At 63.7% G+C, this 18,245-nt stretch carries 12 protein-coding genes; 3 read left to right on the top strand and 9 right to left on the bottom strand.

Going from position 1 to position 18,245, the window contains the following annotated elements; all coding sequences use genetic code 11:
* Window positions 1–59: 59 nt before the first annotated feature.
* The 4 genes from P0Y58_21570 to P0Y58_21555 form a co-directional block, all read right to left on the bottom strand.
* Window positions 60–1,730 carry a bifunctional protein-serine/threonine kinase/phosphatase gene (locus P0Y58_21570; protein ID WEK29469.1) on the bottom strand — a complete coding sequence of 557 codons (1,671 nt, stop codon included), beginning with the start codon at window positions 1,728–1,730 and terminating at the stop codon, window positions 60–62.
* Window positions 1,731–1,739: 9 nt separating this feature from the next.
* Window positions 1,740–2,951, bottom strand: coding sequence for a NarK/NasA family nitrate transporter (locus tag P0Y58_21565; GenBank protein WEK29468.1), 1,212 nt, complete (start codon window positions 2,949–2,951; stop codon window positions 1,740–1,742).
* Between the two features lie 320 nt (window positions 2,952–3,271).
* Window positions 3,272–3,847, bottom strand: a complete 576-nt coding sequence (locus P0Y58_21560; GenBank protein ID WEK29467.1) for an ANTAR domain-containing protein — start codon at window positions 3,845–3,847, stop codon at window positions 3,272–3,274.
* Window positions 3,848–3,858: 11 nt separating this feature from the next.
* Complete coding sequence (locus P0Y58_21555) at window positions 3,859–5,073, bottom strand: CmpA/NrtA family ABC transporter substrate-binding protein (protein ID WEK29466.1); 1,215 nt, start codon at window positions 5,071–5,073, stop codon at window positions 3,859–3,861.
* A gap of 145 nt (window positions 5,074–5,218) precedes the next feature.
* Here P0Y58_21555 and P0Y58_21550 point away from each other — a divergent pair, with 145 nt between their 5' ends.
* Entirely contained in the window at window positions 5,219–6,244 is a 1,026-nt protein-coding gene (locus P0Y58_21550) for a quinone-dependent dihydroorotate dehydrogenase (GenBank protein WEK29465.1), read from the top strand.
* A gap of 97 nt (window positions 6,245–6,341) precedes the next feature.
* On the opposite strand, the gene P0Y58_21545 is transcribed toward P0Y58_21550, so the two are convergent.
* Entirely contained in the window at window positions 6,342–6,557 is a 216-nt protein-coding gene (locus P0Y58_21545) for a ribosome modulation factor (protein WEK29464.1), read from the bottom strand.
* Between the two features lie 560 nt (window positions 6,558–7,117).
* Here P0Y58_21545 and rlmKL point away from each other — a divergent pair.
* The gene (rlmKL, locus tag P0Y58_21540) at window positions 7,118–9,310 is read left to right on the top strand and encodes a bifunctional 23S rRNA (guanine(2069)-N(7))-methyltransferase RlmK/23S rRNA (guanine(2445)-N(2))-methyltransferase RlmL (protein ID WEK29463.1); all 2,193 of its coding nucleotides are present in this window, start codon (window positions 7,118–7,120) and stop codon (window positions 9,308–9,310) included.
* A 94-nt stretch (window positions 9,311–9,404) separates the two neighbouring features.
* Entirely contained in the window at window positions 9,405–11,795 is a 2,391-nt protein-coding gene (locus P0Y58_21535; GenBank protein ID WEK29462.1) for a diguanylate cyclase, read from the top strand.
* Window positions 11,796–11,926: 131 nt separating this feature from the next.
* Here P0Y58_21535 and dacB read toward each other — a convergent pair whose 3' ends face one another.
* From dacB to P0Y58_21515, 4 genes are all read right to left on the bottom strand, one after another.
* Window positions 11,927–13,384: a D-alanyl-D-alanine carboxypeptidase/D-alanyl-D-alanine-endopeptidase gene (gene dacB, locus P0Y58_21530; GenBank protein ID WEK29461.1), complete on the bottom strand. Its 1,458-nt coding sequence runs from the start codon at window positions 13,382–13,384 to the stop codon at window positions 11,927–11,929.
* Between the two features lie 186 nt (window positions 13,385–13,570).
* Window positions 13,571–13,915, bottom strand: a complete 345-nt coding sequence (locus P0Y58_21525; GenBank protein ID WEK29460.1) for a YggL family protein — start codon at window positions 13,913–13,915, stop codon at window positions 13,571–13,573.
* Between the two features lie 41 nt (window positions 13,916–13,956).
* Window positions 13,957–17,589, bottom strand: coding sequence for a transporter substrate-binding domain-containing protein (locus P0Y58_21520; protein ID WEK29459.1), 3,633 nt, complete (start codon window positions 17,587–17,589; stop codon window positions 13,957–13,959).
* A gap of 8 nt (window positions 17,590–17,597) precedes the next feature.
* On the bottom strand, window positions 17,598–18,215 hold the full coding sequence (locus P0Y58_21515; protein WEK29458.1) for a response regulator transcription factor: 618 nt from the start codon (window positions 18,213–18,215) through the stop codon (window positions 17,598–17,600).
* Between the last annotated feature and the right edge of the window lie 30 nt (window positions 18,216–18,245).

Here is an 18,245-nt window from a genome sequence, read left to right as displayed (position 1 = left end):
GGCAAGCCCGCGAAGAACCCAGCGCGGGAGATGGCACCGGCTTCGCCGGCAAGCTGCGTTCAGCCCTTGAGCAGAATAAGCAGCAATACAAGATTGATCAGCAGCGCCAGCAGAGCCAGGGTGCGCCACACCTTCAGCGGCTCGCGTTCCAGCAACGGCCGTGGCCGGCTGGGCAGTTCCTGGCGGTCGCCGCGTTCCAGCAGCAGCAACCAGTGTTCGGCAGTTTCGAAGCGTTGCGCCGGGTCGGGTGCCACCGCCTGTTGCAGGTTGTGCTGCAGCCATTCCGGCAGGTCTGGACGGTAGCGTGCCGCGTTGACGGGCTGCCCGAAGCGCGGGCGCTGGAAGGCTTCCACCTCGCCATACGGGTAATGCCCGGTCAGCAGGTGGTATAGCGTCACGCCCACGGAATACAGGTCCTGGCGCGGGCTGGGCGGTTGGCCATCGAACGCTTCCGGGGCGATGTACGAGGGCGTGCCGGGCACGTCGTGCAACGGGTCTTCGGACAGGCCTGGGCAGTAGGCCAGGCCGAAATCCAGCAGGCGCAGCTGGCCATCGCTGCCCAGGTGCAGGTTCTCTGGCTTGATATCGCGGTGCAGCAGATTACGCCGGTGCAGCACGCCCACCGCCTGCAGCAGTTGCCGGGCCATCTCCAGCCACTGCGGCAAAGGCAGCGGGCCATGCTCGGCCAGCAGCGCGGCAAGGGTTTGGCCGGGGTATTCGCGCATCACGTAGTACAGGTGCTGGCGCTGGCTGGCAGCATGCAGCTCGGGGAAATGGCGGCCAGCGACCCGGCGCAGGAACCACTCCTCCAGCAACAGCCCTTGCGCTGCCTTCGGCTCCTGCTCGCGTTCCGCAGGCAGGGTCTTGAGCAGCCAGGCTTGACCTTGACTGTCGCGCACCCGGTACAGCAGCGACTGGCGGCTGTGCGACAGCAGTTGTTCGGTGCGCCAGCCATCGATCACCTGGCCCTCGCGTAGCGGGCCGGGTACCGACCATTGCTGCAACTGGGCCAGGGTGTCGCCCAGGTTGGCCGTGCCGAGTTGCTCGACCTGTACCAGCAAGGCACTGGCGTTGTCCTGGCTGCCATTGAGGTGCGCACTGGCAACCAGCGTGTCGACGGCCAGTTGCAGGTCGGGTTGATCGCGCAGTACCGCCTGGATGTGCTGGTCGCCCAGGCTGGCCCAGACCCCGTCGCTGAGCAGCAGGAAGCATTCACCCGCCTGCAGCTCACCCTCCAGGTAATCCACCAGCAGGTGCTGGTCCAGGCCCAGCGCGCGTTTCAGCACATGCTGCATGCCTGGTTGGTCCCACACATGGTCTTCGCTCAGGCACTGCAGGTGCCCGGCGTGCCAGCGGTACACACGGCAGTCGCCGACATGGGCCAGGGTAAAGCGCCGGCCCCGTAGCACCAATGCGCTGAGTGTGGTCAACAACGGCTGGCCGCTGCCTTGGGCGCGCAACCAGCGGTTCTGTGCCAGCAGCAGGCGGTCGAGGGCCTGGGCCACGCTCCAGGTGGCGGGGGTGGCGTAGTAGTCCAGGGTCAGCGCCTGCAAGCTGGCGCGTGCCGCCAGGCCGCCATCGGCACATTGGCTGACGCCGTCGGCAAGGGCGAACAGGTAGCCCTTGCTGGCGGCCAGCTCTGGCGCGGGGGTAACCAGGCGCAGGGCGTCCTGGTTTTCCTCGCGCGGCCCGGTGGCGCTGGCTTGGGCAAAGCGCAGTTGCAGGCTCATCGACGTACCTCAGACCCGCGCCGCAGTGACTGCCGCCGAGCCCCAGGTGGTGCGCCAGCGCTGTTTCACGCTGTGCAGGCCGAACCAGGCCAGCAGACCCAGGCTGGCGAACAGCCACAGGCCCCACTGGTAATCGCCAGTGTGTTGCTTGATAGTGCCAAGCCCTGCAGCCAGCAGGAAGCCACCGATACCACCGGCCATGCCGATCAGCCCGGTCATCACGCCGATTTCCTGGCGAAAGCGCTGTGGTACCAGCTGGAACACCGCGCCGTTGCCTGCGCCCAGGCCAAGCATGGCACTGATGAACAGCGCCAGTGCAGCCGCCGCAGACGGCAGGTTGAAACCGACGGCGGCAATGCAGATGGCTGCAACGCTGTACATGCCCAGCAAGGTGCGGATGCCGCCGAAGCGGTCGGCCAGGGCGCCGCCGAGCGGGCGCATCATGCTGCCGGCGAACACGCAGGCCGCAGTGTAGTAGCCGGCGGTGACCGGGCTCAGGCCGTACTGGTCGCTGAAGTAGCCTGGCAGGGCGCTGGCCAGGCCGATAAAGCCGCCGAAGGTGACGGCGTAGAAAAACATGAACCACCAGCTGTCCCGGTCGCCGAGGGCCTTGAGGTAGTCGGCCATGTCTTTCGGCTTGGGGCGCTGCGGGGCGTTGCGTGCCAGCAGGGCGAACACCACCAGCGCCAGGGTCAACGGAATCAGCGCGAAGCCGAATACATTGTTCCAGCCAAAGCCTGCGGCCAGTGCCGGGGCCAGCAGTGCGGCGAACACCGTGCCGGAGTTGCCGGCGCCGGCGATGCCCATGGCCTTGCCCTGGTGTTGCGGCGGGTACCACTGCGACGCCAATGGTAGCGACACGGCGAATGAAGCGCCGGCAAAGCCGAGGAACATGCCCAGCAGCAGTACCTGTTCATAGCTGTGTACGCCGAAGTGCCAGGCTGCCGCCAGTGCGACGATCACCACCACCTGGCCGATCAGTCCGGCGGTCTTGGGTGACAGGCGGTCAACCAGCACGCCCATGGCAAAGCGCAGGATCGCCCCGGCCAGGATCGGCATGGCAACCATCAGGCCCCGTTGTTGTGCACTCAGTTGCAGGTCGCCGGCAATCTGCACCGCCATCGGGCCCAGCAGGTACCAGACCATGAAGCTCAGGTCGAAGTACAGGAACGCAGCGAACAGCGTGGGCACATGCCCGGATTTCCAGAAGCTGGTACTCATCGAACACCTCACTCGGCAAAGCAACGGAACGAAAAAGACGCCGCCACCCGCTCCACGCAGGTGGAGGGGAAAGCGACGTCTTTGTCGGGATTCAAGTGGGGCAACCGCCGTTGGCTACCGGTGCAAATACGTCAGCAAGAGCCGGGCCAATTCGGAGTGTCGGGCAGCGCGGAGTTTGTGGGGGCAACTGTCTTGTTGAAAATCTGAAAGGTTGCGCAATCTCTGTGGGAGCGGGCGAGCCCGCGAACACCGGCAGTGCCGGTGCCATCCACCGCGTCGCCTGTTTCGCGGGCACGCCCGCTCCCACAAGGTCCGCGCTGCTATCCGAGCATTTCGTGCATGGCGATAATCTGCTCGGCCACCTGAATCAGCTTCTGCTGGCGGCTCATGGCCTGGCGGCGCATCAGGGTGTAGGCCTGTTCTTCGTTGCAGTCTTTCATCTTCATCAGCAAACCCTTGGCCTGCTCGATGCGTTTGCGTTCGGCGAGTTGCTGGTCGCGCGCCACCAGTTGTGCCTTCAGTGCCTGGTCACTTTCGAAACGGGCCATGGCCACATCCAGAATCGGCTGCAGCCGGGCGGCATGGATGCCTTCGACAATATAAGCACTAACACCCGCCTGGATCGCCTGGCGCATCACTCCTGGGTCGTGCTCGTCAGTGAACAGCACGATGGGGCGCGGCTGGTCACGGCTGACCATCACCACTTGTTCCATGACATCGCGGTCAGGTGAGTCGGTGTCGATCAGCACCACATCCGGGCGCACTGTTTCGACGCAGGCAGGCAGGTCGATGGTCAGGCCTGGGGCTTCGGTGACCTCGAAGCCGGCTTCGATCAATGCCGCCTTCAGGCGGCCGAGTTTGTTCTGGGTGTCGTCGATCAGCAGGATGCGCAACATGTTGGTCCCCCTCACGCGCCGACACGCGCACCGGGCAGGTCGCCCAGTGCATGCAGGCTGAAACTGCGGGCATAGCCGTAGGGGTCGCTGCCGTCCCAGCGGATGCCGTCGATCAGCAGGCTGCTGCGCATCGGCAGTGAAGGGCACGCTACGCCAAGGCTTTGCGCCGCTTCGCTGTACAACGCCAGCTGTTGTACCTGGCGGGCGACGCCGAGGTAGTCGGGGTCTTCGCGCAGCAGGCCCCAGCGGCGGAACTGGGTCATGAACCACATGCCGTCGGACAGGTACGGCAGGTTGGCCCGGCCGTGGTCGAACAGACGCAGGGCATGCGGGTCTTGCCAGTGGTTGCCCAGCCCATCCTGGTAGTTGCCAAGCAGGCGTGGCTCAATGCTCTCCAGCGGCGTATCCAGATAAGCGCTGCCACTGAGCAGTTGCGCAGTGCTCCGGCGGTTTTCCGGGCTTTGCTCGATGAACCTGCTGGCGGCGAGGATTGCCTTGATCAGGGCGCGGGCGCTGTTGGGATACTGTTCGGCGAAGGTGCGGGCACAGGCCAGGACTTTTTCCGGGTGGTCCGGCCAGATCGACTGGCTGGTGGCCAGGGTGAAGCCTTGGCCGCTGGCCACCGCATCGGCAGCCCAGGGCTCACCCGCGCAGAAGCCGTCGATGCGCCCGGCCTGGATATGTGCAGCCATCTGTGCCGGCGGCACCACCACGCTGTCGACATCTCGCAGTGGGTGGATGCCTTGGCTGGCCAGCCAGTAATACAGCCACATGGCGTGGGTGCCGGTGGGGAAGGTCTGGGCGAAGGTCAGGCGTGCGCCATGCTGGTGCACCAGTCGCGCCAGTGCTTCAGGGTTGGTCACGCCTTTGCGCTGCAGGGCCGGGGAGAGGTTGATGGCCTGGGCGTTCTGGTTCAGCCCCATGAGCACCGCCATATCACTGGCCGGTACGCCGCCAATGCCCAGATGCACGGCGTAGATCAGGCCATACAGGCAGTGCGCGGCGTCCAGTTCGCCACTGACCAGCTTGTCGCGCAGCCCCGCCCAGGAACCCTGGCGCTTGAGGTTCAGGGTAAGGCCATGTTGCTGGGCGAACCCCTGGGTGGCTGCGACCACCACCGAGGCGCAGTCGGTCAAGGCCATGTAGCCGATATTCAGGCAGGGCTTCTCGGGCGCATCGCTGCCGTTGACCCAGGCCAGGGGCGTTGCTCGGGGTACAGTGTTCACAAGGTTCCTCGCCTGTACTGATTAGGCTGTGGGCCAAACCGGTGCAACCGATGTGCCAGGGCAGCAGTGGCCCCATGATTTGCTGTCCTGCCAGCGCCACGGTGGCTATAATCGCCCCCTCACTTACCCCGAGCCTTGCCCGCCCATGTATACCCTGGCCCGCCAGCTGCTGTTCAAGCTTTCTCCGGAAACCTCCCACGACCTGTCCCTGGACCTGATCGGTGCCGGTGGCCGCCTTGGCCTCAACGGCATGCTGTGCAAGCAGCCTTCGGCATTGCCGGTTTCGGTGATGGGCTTGAACTTCGCCAACCCGGTGGGCCTGGCTGCCGGCCTGGACAAGAACGGCGCGGCCATCGATGGCTTTGCCCAGTTGGGTTTCGGTTTTGTCGAAATCGGCACCGTCACCCCGCGCCCGCAGCCGGGTAACCCAAAGCCACGGCTGTTCCGTCTGCCGGAGGCCACGGCCATCATCAACCGCATGGGCTTCAACAACCTGGGTGTCGATAACCTGCTCGACCGGGTACGTGCTTCGCGCTACAGCGGCGTGCTGGGCATCAACATTGGCAAGAATTTCGACACCCCGGTCGAGCGTGCTGTCGATGACTACCTGATCTGCCTGGACAAGGTGTACACCGCCGCCAGCTATATCACGGTCAACGTCAGCTCGCCGAACACCCCGGGCCTGCGCAGCCTGCAGTTCGGCGATTCGCTCAAGCAGTTGCTCGATGCCCTGGCCGTGCGCCGTGAGCAACTGGCTGCCACCCATGGCAAGCGCGTGCCACTGGCCATCAAGATTGCCCCGGACATGAGCGACGAAGAAACCGCACTGGTCGCAGCCGCGCTGATGGAATCGGGCATGGATGCGGTGATCGCCACCAACACCACGCTGGGCCGTGAAGGTGTCGAGGGGTTGCCGTATGGTGGCGAGGCGGGCGGCCTGTCGGGCGCGCCGGTGCTGGAAAAGAGCACCCACATCGTCAAGGTGCTGGCCGGTGAGCTGGCGGGCAAGCTGCCGATCATTGCTGCTGGCGGCATTACCGAAGGCCGCCACGCTGCCGAGAAAATCGCCGCCGGGGCGAGCCTGGTGCAGATCTACTCGGGCTTCATTTATAAGGGGCCAGCGCTGATTCGCGAAGCGGTGGACGCTATCGCAGCAATGCCACGGGCATAACGGGCAGGCATAAAAAAGGGCCCCATCAAGGGGCCCCTGGGCCTTCGCCCGCCGCCCGGATGGGGCGTGCATGGTAAATCGAATTCAGTGTCCTCGATCAGCCAACGGCGTGATTTTCGTTGAGTCTATGGATGCCAGCGGTGCCAGTCATTCCGTCCCAGTTATCACCGCGACCTTCGCGCCAGCCGTTGATCCAGGCTTGGCGAACAGAAGGAAGATTGAAAGGGCAAAGTTCGCGGGATTTGCCGGTGACCCCGTATTGGTAGCCACGTGAATATGCTCTTTCCAACGGATCACGCTTAAGTCTTCTCATAGGGTGTTGCCCTCACTTGTTGACTGTAATGTCCCGTCGGCCTCTCTGAGGCCGGGCAGAGTCTTTCTGCCGGTTTGCGCTCGCTGCCGGCGTGGCGAGCTGAAAGTGCCGCCTCGTTGCGAAGCGGCCTGAGACCAGTTCTAACGAATGCGAGTCACGCTGTGAATGATCGATTTGTCATAAGGACGTAACCTTTCATAGGGTCAGGGGATAAGTAAATAAATGCGACTGAACCTTGTTTGAGGTTTGGCCCGCTATGGTCGGGGTTTGCCGATCATTGACGTCATTTCGCCAGCGTTGATCGCGGGTGAAATAAATAGTCTGTAATGCGACGAAGGGTCACATCGGCCCCGGCATCGCCAGAATTTTTTGTACTGCCTGATGATCTAAGCTGTCTTTGCCACTGGGCCGAGCGCAGATCGGTCAGGTGGCCCGGCTTGTCGCGTCACGCTGTCGTGTCGCAAAGGCCACCCGCATGCCTGCTGGAAAGGCATGCGGGCAAACATCGCGGGGCGATGCGTCGCCTCGTCAGTCAAATAGCCCAAGGCTCTGGAATACTCATGTCGGACCGTTTCGAACTCTACCTCACCTGCCCCAAAGGCCTCGAAAGCCTGCTTGCCGAGGAGGCCAAAGGCCTTGGCCTTGACGAGGTGCGTGAGCACACCTCGGCCATTCGCGGCGAAGCCGACATGGAAACCGCCTACCGCCTGTGCGTCTGGTCGCGCCTGGCCAACCGGGTGCTGCTGGTGCTCAAGCGCTTCTCCATGAAGAACGCCGACGACCTTTACGACGGTGTGAACGCGGTTGACTGGGCTGACCACCTGGCCGCCGACGGCACCTTGGCGGTGGAGTTCAGCGGCCATGGCTCGGGCATCGACAACACGCACTTCGGTGCGCTGAAGGTCAAGGACGCGATCGTCGACAAGCTGCGCAACCGCGAAGGCCTGCGCCCGTCGGTGGAAAAGATCGACCCGGACGTGCGTGTGCACCTGCGCCTGGACCGTGGCGAGGCGATCCTCTCCCTCGACCTGTCCGGCCACAGCCTGCACCAGCGCGGTTACCGTCTGCAGCAAGGCGCTGCACCGCTGAAGGAAAACCTGGCGGCAGCGGTGCTGATCCGCTCGGGCTGGCCGCGCATTGCCGCCGAAGGTGGCGCGCTGGCTGACCCGATGTGCGGTGTGGGTACCTTCCTGGTCGAAGCGGCAATGATCGCGGCCGATATTGCGCCCAACCTCAAGCGTGAGCGTTGGGGCTTCAGTGCCTGGCTGGGCCACGTGCCGGCGCTGTGGCGCAAGGTGCATGACGAGGCGCAAGCGCGGGCGCAGGCCGGCCTGGCCAAGCCACCGCTGTGGATCCGCGGTTACGAGGCCGACCCGCGGCTGATCCAGCCGGGCCGCAACAACGTCGAGCGCGCCGGCCTGGGCGACTGGGTGAAAATCTATCAGGGCGAGGTCAGCACCTTCGAGCCACGCCCGGACCAGAATCAGAAAGGCCTGGTCATCAGCAACCCGCCCTATGGCGAGCGGCTGGGTGACGAAGCCAGCCTGCTCTACCTCTACCAGAACCTCGGCGAGCGCTTGCGTCAGGCCTGCATGGGCTGGGAGGCAGCAGTGTTCACCGGCGCGCCTCAGTTGGGCAAGCGCATGGGTATTCGCAGCCACAAGCAGTACGCGTTCTGGAACGGCGCCTTGCCATGCAAGCTGCTGCTCTTCAAGGTGCAGCCCGACCAGTTCGTGACGGGCGAGCGGCGCGAGGCACAGGCTGAAGAGTCCGACGTTCGCCAGCAGGCCCCGGTGGCCAGCGAGCCGGCGCGGCTGTCGGAGGGGGCGCAGATGTTTGCCAACCGCCTGCAGAAGAACCTCAAGCAACTGGGCAAGTGGGCCCGCCGCGAGCAGATTGACTGCTACCGCCTGTACGATGCCGACATGCCCGAGTACGCCGTGGCAGTAGACCTGTACCACGACTGGGTGCATGTGCAGGAGTACGCTGCGCCACGTTCGATCGACCCGGAGAAGGCTCAGTCGCGCCTGCTCGATGCCCTGGCTGCCATCCCCCAGGCACTGGGCATTTCGCCGCAGCGCGTGGTGCTCAAGCGCCGCGAGCGCCAGAGTGGCACCCGCCAGTACGAGCGTCAGGCAACCGAAGGCCGCTTCCAGGAAGTGAACGAAGGCGGCGTCAAGCTGCTGGTCAACCTCACTGACTACCTCGACACCGGGCTGTTCCTTGATCACCGCCCGATGCGCATGCGCATTCAGCGCGAGGCCGCTGGCAAGCGTTTCCTCAACCTGTTCTGCTACACCGCCACGGCTTCCGTGCATGCGGCCAAAGGCGGCGCACGCAGCACCACCAGCGTCGACCTGTCGAAAACCTACCTGGACTGGGCGCGCCGCAACCTGGCGCTGAATGGCTTCTCCGAGCGCAACCGCCTGGAGCAGGGCGATGTGATGGCCTGGCTGGAAAGCAACCGTGACAGCTACGACATGATCTTCATCGACCCGCCAACCTTCTCCAACTCCAAACGCATGGAAGGCGTGTTCGACGTGCAGCGTGACCACGTGCAACTGCTGGACCTGGCCATGGCTCGCCTGGCACCGGATGGCGTGCTGTATTTCTCCAACAACTTCCGCAAGTTCCAGCTCGACGAGCACCTGATGGCGCGTTATGCCGTGGAGGAAATCACCGCGCAAACGCTGGACCCGGACTTTGCCCGTAACAACCGGATCCACCGCGCCTGGCGCCTGCAATTGCGCTGAGCCGACGAGGTACATTGCGCGGCTAATGGCCAATAGCTATAAATGAGGGCAGGGCAAGATAATCCGCAGGACGCTGACGTGACGAGATGGGTGTATGTCAAAGTGTGGCGTGCGTGCGCGGTTATCCGGCCTGTGCACAGAAGCGGTGTCCGCCTGGGCGGTGGCGCTGGTGGCGTTGGTGTTGGGCGGCCTGTTGACGGCCGCCCTGGCGCTTGCCGCGCAGACGTTCTACAAGCAGCAGTTGCGCCAGCGTTTCGAGTTGCTGGCCAGCGAGCGCTTCAGCCGCATTGCCGAGCGCTTTGATGAGCAACAACAACGCCTGGACGGTTTGCGGCGGTTCTTCAGCTTTTCCAACGAGGTCACCTCGCTCGAATTTGACGGTTACGCCCGGCCGTTGCTGCAGCGCACCTTGGCCTACGCTTGGGCGCCGCGCGTAGAAGCCGCGCAACGCGCCGAGTTCGAGCACCAAGCCAGTGAGCATTCAGGCTCGGGCTATGTGATCCGTGACCAGGATGCACAAGGCCAGTGGCGCCCTGCGCCGCCGCGCGATCACTACTTCCCTGTGTTGTATACCCAATCCGGTGAAATGCCCGGGCTGCCCTATGGGCTGGATCTTGCCGGCCAAGGTGCGGCCCAGGCAGCCTTGGCGCGGGCGCTGGAGCCTGGCAGCATGGCAGTGTCCGAGCCCTTGGCCATGTACGATATTCCGTCGTACGCGCGTGGCCTGCTGCTGGTGGCGCCGGTGTTTTCCGACGCCAGCCCGCATGGCGCGGCAGTGGGCTATGTAATGGCATTGCTGAGCATGCGCGAGCTGGTCAGCGATGGGCGGCCAGTGGCGGCGGATGACAACCTGGTGGTGCGCATCGTTGATCCGTCCGGCTTGCAAGGGCCGCAAGTGTTGTTCGACTCGCTGAACCAGGTCGCCCCCTTGTCGCTGGCCAGCAACCAGCTGTTGCACCTGGCCGACCACCACTTCCAGTTGAGCATCCTGCCGAGCCAGGCGTTCGTGCAGGCCAATCGTTCGTCGGCCGTGCAGGCGATCGTCCTGCTGGGTGGGTTGCTGAGCCTGCTGCTCAGCGCCTTGCTCTACAGTTTGTTCACCCAGCGCCAGCGCGCCCTGGCACTGGTCGAGCAGCGCACCGCCGAGCTGCGGGTCAGCGAGCAGTCGCTAAGAGGTACCCACAACCAGCTACGCAGCGTGCTGGACGCGGCGACCCAGGTGGCGATCATTGCCACCAACCTCAAGGGTGTGGTCAGTACCTTCAACGCCGGTGCAGAGCGCATGCTCGGCTACCCGGCCAGCGAGGCGATCGGCCAGTTGCACCTTGAGCACCTGGTGCTTCCAGAGGAGCTGAGCCTGCGCGCCCATGCGATGAGCCTGCGCTATGGCCGCCCGATTGCCGGTGGCCAGGCCATGTTCGCCGAAACGGTTCAAGAGCATGGAGCCGAGCCTGGGGAATGGACTTTGCTGCGCGCCGATGGTAGCCAGCTGGTGGCCAACATGCTGGTTACCGCCATGCTGGATGAACAGGGTTTGTGGGTGGGTTACCTGGCCATCTGCATAGACGTCACCGAGCGGCGTCGGGTGCACGAGGCGCTGGCGGCGCGCGACCGGCTGCTGGAGAAGCTCAGTGCCGAGGTGCCGGGTGGCATCTACCAGTACCGCCTGGATGCCAACGGCCATTCGTGCTTTCCCTACGCCAGCCAAGGCCTGTACGACATCTACGAAGTCGACCTGCAGCAGTTGCGCGAAGATGCCATGTTGGTGTTCGAGCGCATTCACCCCGATGACCTGGACCGCGTGCGCCGCTCGGTACGTTACTCGGCCGAGCACCTGGCGCCCTGGCGCGAGGAGTACCGGGTGTGCCTGCCGCGTGCCGGGCTGCGCTGGGTGCGTGGCGAAGCGACGCCGGAAGAGGGAGAACAAGGCTGTACCCTGTGGCATGGCTACCTGACGGACATCTCCGACCTCAAGGGGGTGGAGGAAGAGTTGAGGGCGTTATCGGTGACCGACTCGCTGACGGGCATCCACAACCGCCGTTATTTCCAGGACCGGCTCAAGGTAGAACTGGAACGCGCCCAGCGTGACGGCCTGGCGTTGGCTGTGATCATGCTCGACATCGATCACTTCAAAGGCATCAACGACCGCTTCGGCCATGCCATGGGCGACCGCGTGCTGCGCAGCTTGTGCCAGCGTATTGGCCAGCGCTTGCGGCGCACAGATGTGTTCTGCCGGCTGGGCGGGGAAGAATTCATGGTGTTGTGCCCGGGCAGTGATGCCGAACAGGCGCGGTTGCTCGCGCTTGAGTTGTGGCAAGGGTTGCGCACTGTCCCGGTGGAGGGTGTGGGGCAGGTGACCGCGAGTTTTGGTGTGGCGGGCTGGCGGCCGGGGGAGGGCGCAGATGCCTTGCTGCTAAGGGCTGATGCGGGTGTCTATACCGCCAAGCAGGCCGGGCGCGACCGGGTGGAAGGCGAGTCGGTCTGACAGCTATCAGTTGCCTGTGCTGGCCCCTTCGCGGCTACAGTCGCTCCCACAGGTATGGCGCAGGCTTCTGACGTTGCGCTGTACCTGTGGGAGCGGCTTTAGCCGCGAAAGGGCCGGTGCTGGCTGACCGATCAGTTTGCCGCTGTGCTACCGGCCAGCTTCGGCTGGCGGTACAGGTCCAGCAGGACCTGGTCGAGCACCTGTGAAGCACCCCACGGTCTCGGGTCGTTGAGAATCGCCGCCACCGCCCAGGTATGGCCGTTGCTATCGCGGCTGAAGCCGGCAATTGCCCGCACGGTGTTCAGCGTGCCGGTCTTGATGTGCCCTTCACCGGTCATGGCGGTGCGCTTCAGGCGCTTGCGCATGGTGCCGTCCATGCCCACCAGCGGCATCGAGCTCATGAACTCGGCAGCGTAGGGGCTCTTCCAGGCAGCCTGCAGCATTTCGGCCATTTCCCGGGTGCTGACCCGCTCTGCACGTGACAGGCCAGAGCCGTTTTCCATGACCAGGTGCGGCGCGGTAATGCCCTTTTTCGCCAGCCATTGGCGCACTACGCGCTGGGCGGCGCGGGCATCGTCCCCATCGGCATCGGTGCGGAACTGCGCGCCAAGGCTCAGGAAAAGCTGTTGGGCCATGGTGTTGTTGCTGTACTTGTTGATGTCGCGGATCACTTCTACCAAGTCTGGCGAGAAGGCGCGGGCCAGCAGGCGAGCACTCTTCGGCACGTTCTCGATGCGGTCGCCACCCTGGATGCTGCCACCCAGCTCGTTCCAGATCGCGCGCACGGCACCGGCGGCATAAGTGGCGTGGTCGAGCAGCGACAGGTATGTCTGCGAGTTGCAGCCATCACCCAACTGGCCGCTGACGGTCACGCTGATGCCATCGGCCTGGGGCACCGGGTTGTAGCGCACATCGCCTGTGCACTGCTTGGATGCCACCGCCTTGACCTGGTTGTCGATGCGGATGCTGGCAATCGGTGGCTCGACCGCGATGGTGACCTTGCCACCATCGTTGCGGGCCACGAAGCGCAGGGCCTTGAGGTTGACCAGTAGCGAGTCGGGCTTGACCAGGAACGGTTTGTTCTCATCGCCGCCGTCATCGTTGAACTGCGGCAGGTTGGGCTGCACGAAGTGGCTGCGGTCCAGCACCAGGTCTCCGGTGATGGTGCGCACGCCATTGGCGCGCAGGTCACGCATCAGCAGCCACAGCTTTTCCATGTTCAGTTTCGGGTCGCCGCCACCTTTGAGGTACAGGTTGCCATTGAGCACACCGTTGCTCAGGGTGCCATCGGTATAAAACTCGGTTTTCCACTGAAAGGTCGGGCCGAGCAGTTCGAGGGCCGCGTAGGTAGTGACCAGTTTCATGGTCGAGGCCGGGTTTACCGAAACATCGGCATTGAACACGGTCGGCGTGCCGGGGCCGTCCAGGGGCAGCATGACCAGCGACAGGGCGGTGTCTTGCAGCTTGTTGGCTTTGAGCGCCTGCTGCACTTTGGCCGGCAGGGTGGTGTTGACGGTAGCGGCCTGGCTGGGCAATGCGAGTGGCAACAGCAGGCTGGCAAGAACGAATGGACGAAGCGTTTTGATCATAATGGATAAATACCCTGCGGCGAGGGAAAAGGGCATTGGGGCTGTAAGAGGTGGTGGCCCCACGACGAAAGCGTACGCATTATGCCCCAAGCGTAGCGACGATGCGCCACGTTCGACGGAAAAGCACCGCCAATAAAAAAGGCCACCCGCAAGGGCAGCCTTTTCAGCGATCAAGCCGGGCGAGTATTACTCAGCCTTGTTGATCGGCTTTTCCGGGTACCAGGCGTCCAGCAGCGGGCTGACTTCGATCTTGGTCAGTTCGCTACGGCCCTTGAGCCAGGCTTCAACGGCTGCGCGCTGTTCTTCGCTGGCCGAGCCGCGTTTGACCGAGCACACCAGGCCGTAATCGTCACCGCCTACATAATCCAGGCCGTTGGCGTCCATCGCTTCTTCCAGGAACGCATCGAGGAAAGCATCGATAGCCTGGTCATCCAGATCTTCCTTGAATTCCAGGTTCAGCTCGAAGCCCAATTCCTGAAACTCGTCTACACACAGCTTTTTGCGCAGACGACGGGAGCGGTTTGTGGCCATGAAACAATCCTCTTAGGTAATAACGCCGCGCAGTCTACCAGTTAACACGTCTCGCTGCCTGCCTGAGTGCATGCGCAGGCGGCCAGTTCCTTGGCCAAGACCCGTTCCACACGGCACATGTGCCGCGCCAGCGCCTGGCGCCGCAAGCGCAGCTGTGCTGTCGGAAAATCGCTGGCCTCCAGCGCTTCGCAGGCTGCCATCAGGCCGGGGGCTTGCAGCATGCGTGCGGCGCTTAGCACCTTGTGGGCCTGCTCGTAGATGGCTCGGCTGTCCTGCTTCGGGTCCAACGCCATCAAGGTGGCCAGGTCTGCGTGCAGGCTCTGCTGCAAGGCCAGCAGGAAGCGCTGGCGGTCGGCGGGGTCGGGCCCGACGACTGCGGCCAGGCCGTCCAGATGGTAAGGTTTGTGCCGATTTTGTTGCTGGCGGCGCGGGCGAATGCTGGCAAGGCGCTGGCTGAGGGTGCTGAGGCTGATGGGCTTGAGCAGGCAGTCGTCCATGCCGGCACTGAGGCACTTGCGGTGGACTTCCGGCTGCGCGTTTGCGGTATAGCCCAGGATGGTGCAGCGCGGCCGCTTGCCATGGCGTTCTTCGGTGCGCACGGCGGTTGCCAGTTGGTAACCGTTCATGTACGGCATGTTGCAGTCGAGCACCAGCACATCGAAGTCTCCCGCCCGCCAGGTGGCCAGGCCCTCGCGGCCATCGCGGGCGCTGGCGTGCTCCAGGCCAAGGTAGCCAAGCTGTTGTGCCATGAGTTGCAGGTTGGCGGGGTGGTCATCAATCACCAGCACGTTCAGCCGTGGGTCGGGTACGTGAAGGTCTTCCGGCAGAGGGGCCGGCAAGGCAGTGGCATCAACCCGCTGCAGCGGCATCTTCAGGCGTACCTGGGTGCCTACATCTTCCAGGCTTTTGATGGTCAGGCTGCCACCCATCATTTCGCACAGGCTGCGGCAGATGGCCAGGCCCAGTCCCGTTCCCGCTCGGGCACCCTGGCTATGCGGGTTGGCCTGGATGAACGGATTGAACAGGCGTTGCAAGTCGTCTGCATGGATGCCGATGCCACTGTCGCGCACTTCCAGTTCCAGTACTGCGGGCGTGGTATTGCCGTCATTCAGCAGACCGACGCCGATGCGAACCTGGCCATGCTCGGTGAACTTGATGGCGTTGCTCACCAGGTTGGACAACACCTGTTTGAAACGCAGAGGGTCGAGCCGTGCGTGACAGCGCGCTGCGGGTGTAATCATCACCTCCAGGGCCAGGCCCTTCTGCCGCGCCTGCCCCTCGAAAATACGCCCGACCGACTCGACCAGCGCTGCGAGGTCGACCGCTTGCGGGGCCAGCGACAGGTGCCCTGACTCGATGCGCGCGATGTCGAGAATATCGCCGATCAGGCCCAGCAAATCGTTGGCCGAATGGTGGGCCAACTCCAGTGCGCTGCGGTCTACCCGGCCTTGGTCGGCGCGCTTGACCGCCAGTTCGAGCATGCCGATGACGGCGTTCATCGGGGTACGGATTTCATGGCTGATGGTGGCCAGGAAGGTACTCTTGGCGCGGTTGGCATCGTCGGCTTGCTGCTTGGCCTGACGCAACTCAATGACCAGCTGACGGCGCTCGCTGATGTTGATCCAGCCGCCGATGATGCCCTGCACCTCTCCCAGCGAGTCGCGGTACGGCAGTATCCAGTGATAGATGGTCATTTCGCGGCCCTTGATCCGCAGTGGCCGGTCCATGATCAACGGCGAGCCGGCGGCCATGACTTTCAGGTAGTCGGCCTGGATCTGCCGGGTCTGCTCGACGTCGGCAAACAGGCTGCCTTCCAGCTGTTTGCCGATGACTTCTTCGGAGCGGGCCTGCACGGCTTCCAGATAGCTGTAGTTGCAGCTTTGCAGGCAGCCTTCGCGATCACGCACGTACATGGGGTGGGGCGTGCCGTTGAGCAGGGCGCGCGTGAACGCCAGTTGATCGTTCAGGGCGCGTTCGGCGCGTTGGCGCTGGCGAATCTGCAGGCGCAGGCGTGCGTTCCAGAGCAAGGCCAGCAGCAGGAGAGCGACCATGGCCAGCACCACTTGGAGCGCTACCCGGCTGTAGCCCTTGCCGTTGCCATCATCATGCTGCCCGAAGCCACGCCAGCGATTGTTGATCACCCCCAGCTCTTCGGGCGAGATGCTCAGCAGGGCCTTGTCGAGGATCGACACCATTGCCTGTGACGGGGTGCTGGTGGCCATGGCGAAGCTGGCGGATTCGCTGCCGACTGTGGTGCGAATGACCAGCCCGGGGTTGCTGGGCAAGGCATGGTTGGCGTCGATCAGCGTGGTGATCACCGCATCGACGGCACCGCTGTTGAGCAAAGCCATGGAGTAGAACGCGCTTTCAGTCTCGACCCAGCCGATTTGCGGATAGTGCCGGGGCAGCATGGCGTCCATGGCGCTGTAGCGGGTAACGGCGACCCGATGCCCCTGCAACTGCTCAAGCGTGTTCAGCTCCTTGTCGTCCTTGCGGCCGACCAGCACGAAGGCGCTCTCCAGGTAGGGCCGGCTGATTTGCAGGTCGACTTCGGTCACTCCGCCAGTGGCCAGTGCGGCAATGACATCTGCGCGGCCATCCTTGAGGCGGGCGATCATGTCGGCAATGCCGCTGGCACGCTGCACTTCAAAACGCAAGCCGGTGCGCAGGCTGATGAGCTCCAGCAGGTCGGCGGTGATGCCGCGAAAATGCCCCGAGCCATTAAAATAGGATAGCGGTGCAGCTGTATCATCGATCGTCACGCGCATCACCGGGTGTTCCTGCAGCCACTGTTCCTCGGCGTCGGTCAGTTGCAGCTTGCGGTCGGTCAGCAGCAGATCGCTGCCGGCGCTCCAGCGTTTGAAGATGCTGGCGCGCAGGGCCGGTGTCTGGCTGTCCAGAGTGGCGTTCACCAGCGCCAGCAACTGCGTGTCCTGCTTGCGCAAGGCAAAGCCGAAGCCGATGGCTTCGTGTTGGCCGAAATTGGCCATGCGCAGGCGCGGCAGGTGGCCGCGGTTGAGCAGGTAATGGGTGGAGATGGTGTCGCCGATATACACATCGGCCTGACCGAACGCGACGGCGTTCAAGGCTTGGCTGGAGGAGGCAAAAGCCAGCAGTTCGGCCGTGGGGTAGGTGCTACGTACTTCCTGCTTGGGCAGGTAATGGTAGAGCATACCCAGGCGCATGCCGCCCAGGCCCATGTCGAGCACCCGGCTTTCGTCTTCGCGTGTGACCAGTACGGGTTGGTCAATGGCATACGGGTGTGACAGCGCCAGGCCGTCGCTGGCTGCTTCGTAGCCGTTGGCGCTGCCAAGCAGGTCAATATCGCCGTGCCTGAGCGCCTCCACCGCCGCCTGCCGGCTGGGGAAACGCAGCACCCGCACAGGTAACTGCAGGGCCGTGCCGATAAGGCTCGCGTACTCGGCGGTGAGGCCCTGATAGTCGCGGCCGCCACTGGTGATGTCGAACGGCGGGTAGTCCGGCGCCGACGTGCCCAGTACCAGTTCCTGCCGGCCCTCGAGCCATTGCCGTTGTTCGGCCGTGAGTTCGGGTTGCGTCGGCTTGGCCGATGACCGAGCCAGTAACATATAAGACGAGGCTTCATGATAGGTGGCCTGTGCTACGCCGCTGAACAGGAGCAGGGCTAGCAGCAGGCGAGCGATAGGTTGCGTCATGAACACCTTCAGACCAGCGCGTTGCGTTTGGCCATTTCGATCAGATCAACCAGTGTACTGACCTGAAGTTTGTGCATGAGGCGCTTCTTGTAGGTACTGACTGTCTTGCTGCTGAGGAACATGCCCTTGGCAATTTCCTTGTTGCTGCGGCCTTGGGCGAAGAGTTGCAGCACCATCAATTCGCGGTCATTGACCTGGCGGAAAAGTTGCAGGTCGGTATCGGTTGTCTGGTTATGCTTTATGGCCTGGCTGGGGAAGTAGTTGTAACCGGCCAGTACTGCCTTGATTGCACTGAGCAGTTCGCTCAGGTCTTCCTGCTTGCACACATAGCCGGCGGCACCGGAGTGCATGCAACGCACGGCAAACAGTGCGGGAGACTGCGCGGTCAATACCAGAACCTTCAATGGCAGGGCCATGGCCTGGAAGCGCGAAAGCACCTCCAGCCCGTCTAGCTTGGGGATGCTGATGTCGAGGATGACCAGGTCGGGTGCGGCTTCACGAATCATCTGCATGGCGTCCACGCCATTGTCCGACTCGCCGACAATCTTGTAATTCTGGTTTTCCAGCAGCATACGGACGGCCAGGCGGATGACAGGATGGTCGTCGACAATAAATATGGAGTGCATGTTCAACTTCCCTGCGGGCGATTGAGGGGG

Source organism: Candidatus Pseudomonas phytovorans (genome assembly GCA_029202525.1).
Classification (GTDB): domain Bacteria; phylum Pseudomonadota; class Gammaproteobacteria; order Pseudomonadales; family Pseudomonadaceae; genus Aquipseudomonas; species Aquipseudomonas phytovorans.
Note: the sequence above shows the minus strand (reverse complement) of the source record. Positions and strands in the feature narration are given on the sequence as shown.

Excerpts from the sequence above, each read along its gene's own strand:
- dacB (WEK29461.1), bottom strand. The coding sequence starts at position 13,384 with ATGATCAAAACGCTTCGTCCATTCGTTCTTGCCAGCCTGCTGTTGCCA.
- P0Y58_21560 (WEK29467.1), bottom strand. The coding sequence starts at position 3,847 with ATGTTGCGCATCCTGCTGATCGACGACACCCAGAACAAACTCGGCCGC.
- P0Y58_21565 (WEK29468.1), bottom strand. The coding sequence starts at position 2,951 with ATGAGTACCAGCTTCTGGAAATCCGGGCATGTGCCCACGCTGTTCGCT.
- P0Y58_21545 (WEK29464.1), bottom strand. The coding sequence starts at position 6,557 with ATGAGAAGACTTAAGCGTGATCCGTTGGAAAGAGCATATTCACGTGGC.
- P0Y58_21570 (WEK29469.1), bottom strand. The coding sequence starts at position 1,730 with ATGAGCCTGCAACTGCGCTTTGCCCAAGCCAGCGCCACCGGGCCGCGC.
- P0Y58_21550 (WEK29465.1), top strand. The coding sequence starts at position 5,219 with ATGTATACCCTGGCCCGCCAGCTGCTGTTCAAGCTTTCTCCGGAAACC.
- P0Y58_21515 (WEK29458.1), bottom strand. The coding sequence starts at position 18,215 with ATGCACTCCATATTTATTGTCGACGACCATCCTGTCATCCGCCTGGCC.
- P0Y58_21525 (WEK29460.1), bottom strand. The coding sequence starts at position 13,915 with ATGGCCACAAACCGCTCCCGTCGTCTGCGCAAAAAGCTGTGTGTAGAC.
- rlmKL (WEK29463.1), top strand. The coding sequence starts at position 7,118 with ATGTCGGACCGTTTCGAACTCTACCTCACCTGCCCCAAAGGCCTCGAA.
- P0Y58_21520 (WEK29459.1), bottom strand. The coding sequence starts at position 17,589 with ATGACGCAACCTATCGCTCGCCTGCTGCTAGCCCTGCTCCTGTTCAGC.
- P0Y58_21535 (WEK29462.1), top strand. The coding sequence starts at position 9,405 with ATGTCAAAGTGTGGCGTGCGTGCGCGGTTATCCGGCCTGTGCACAGAA.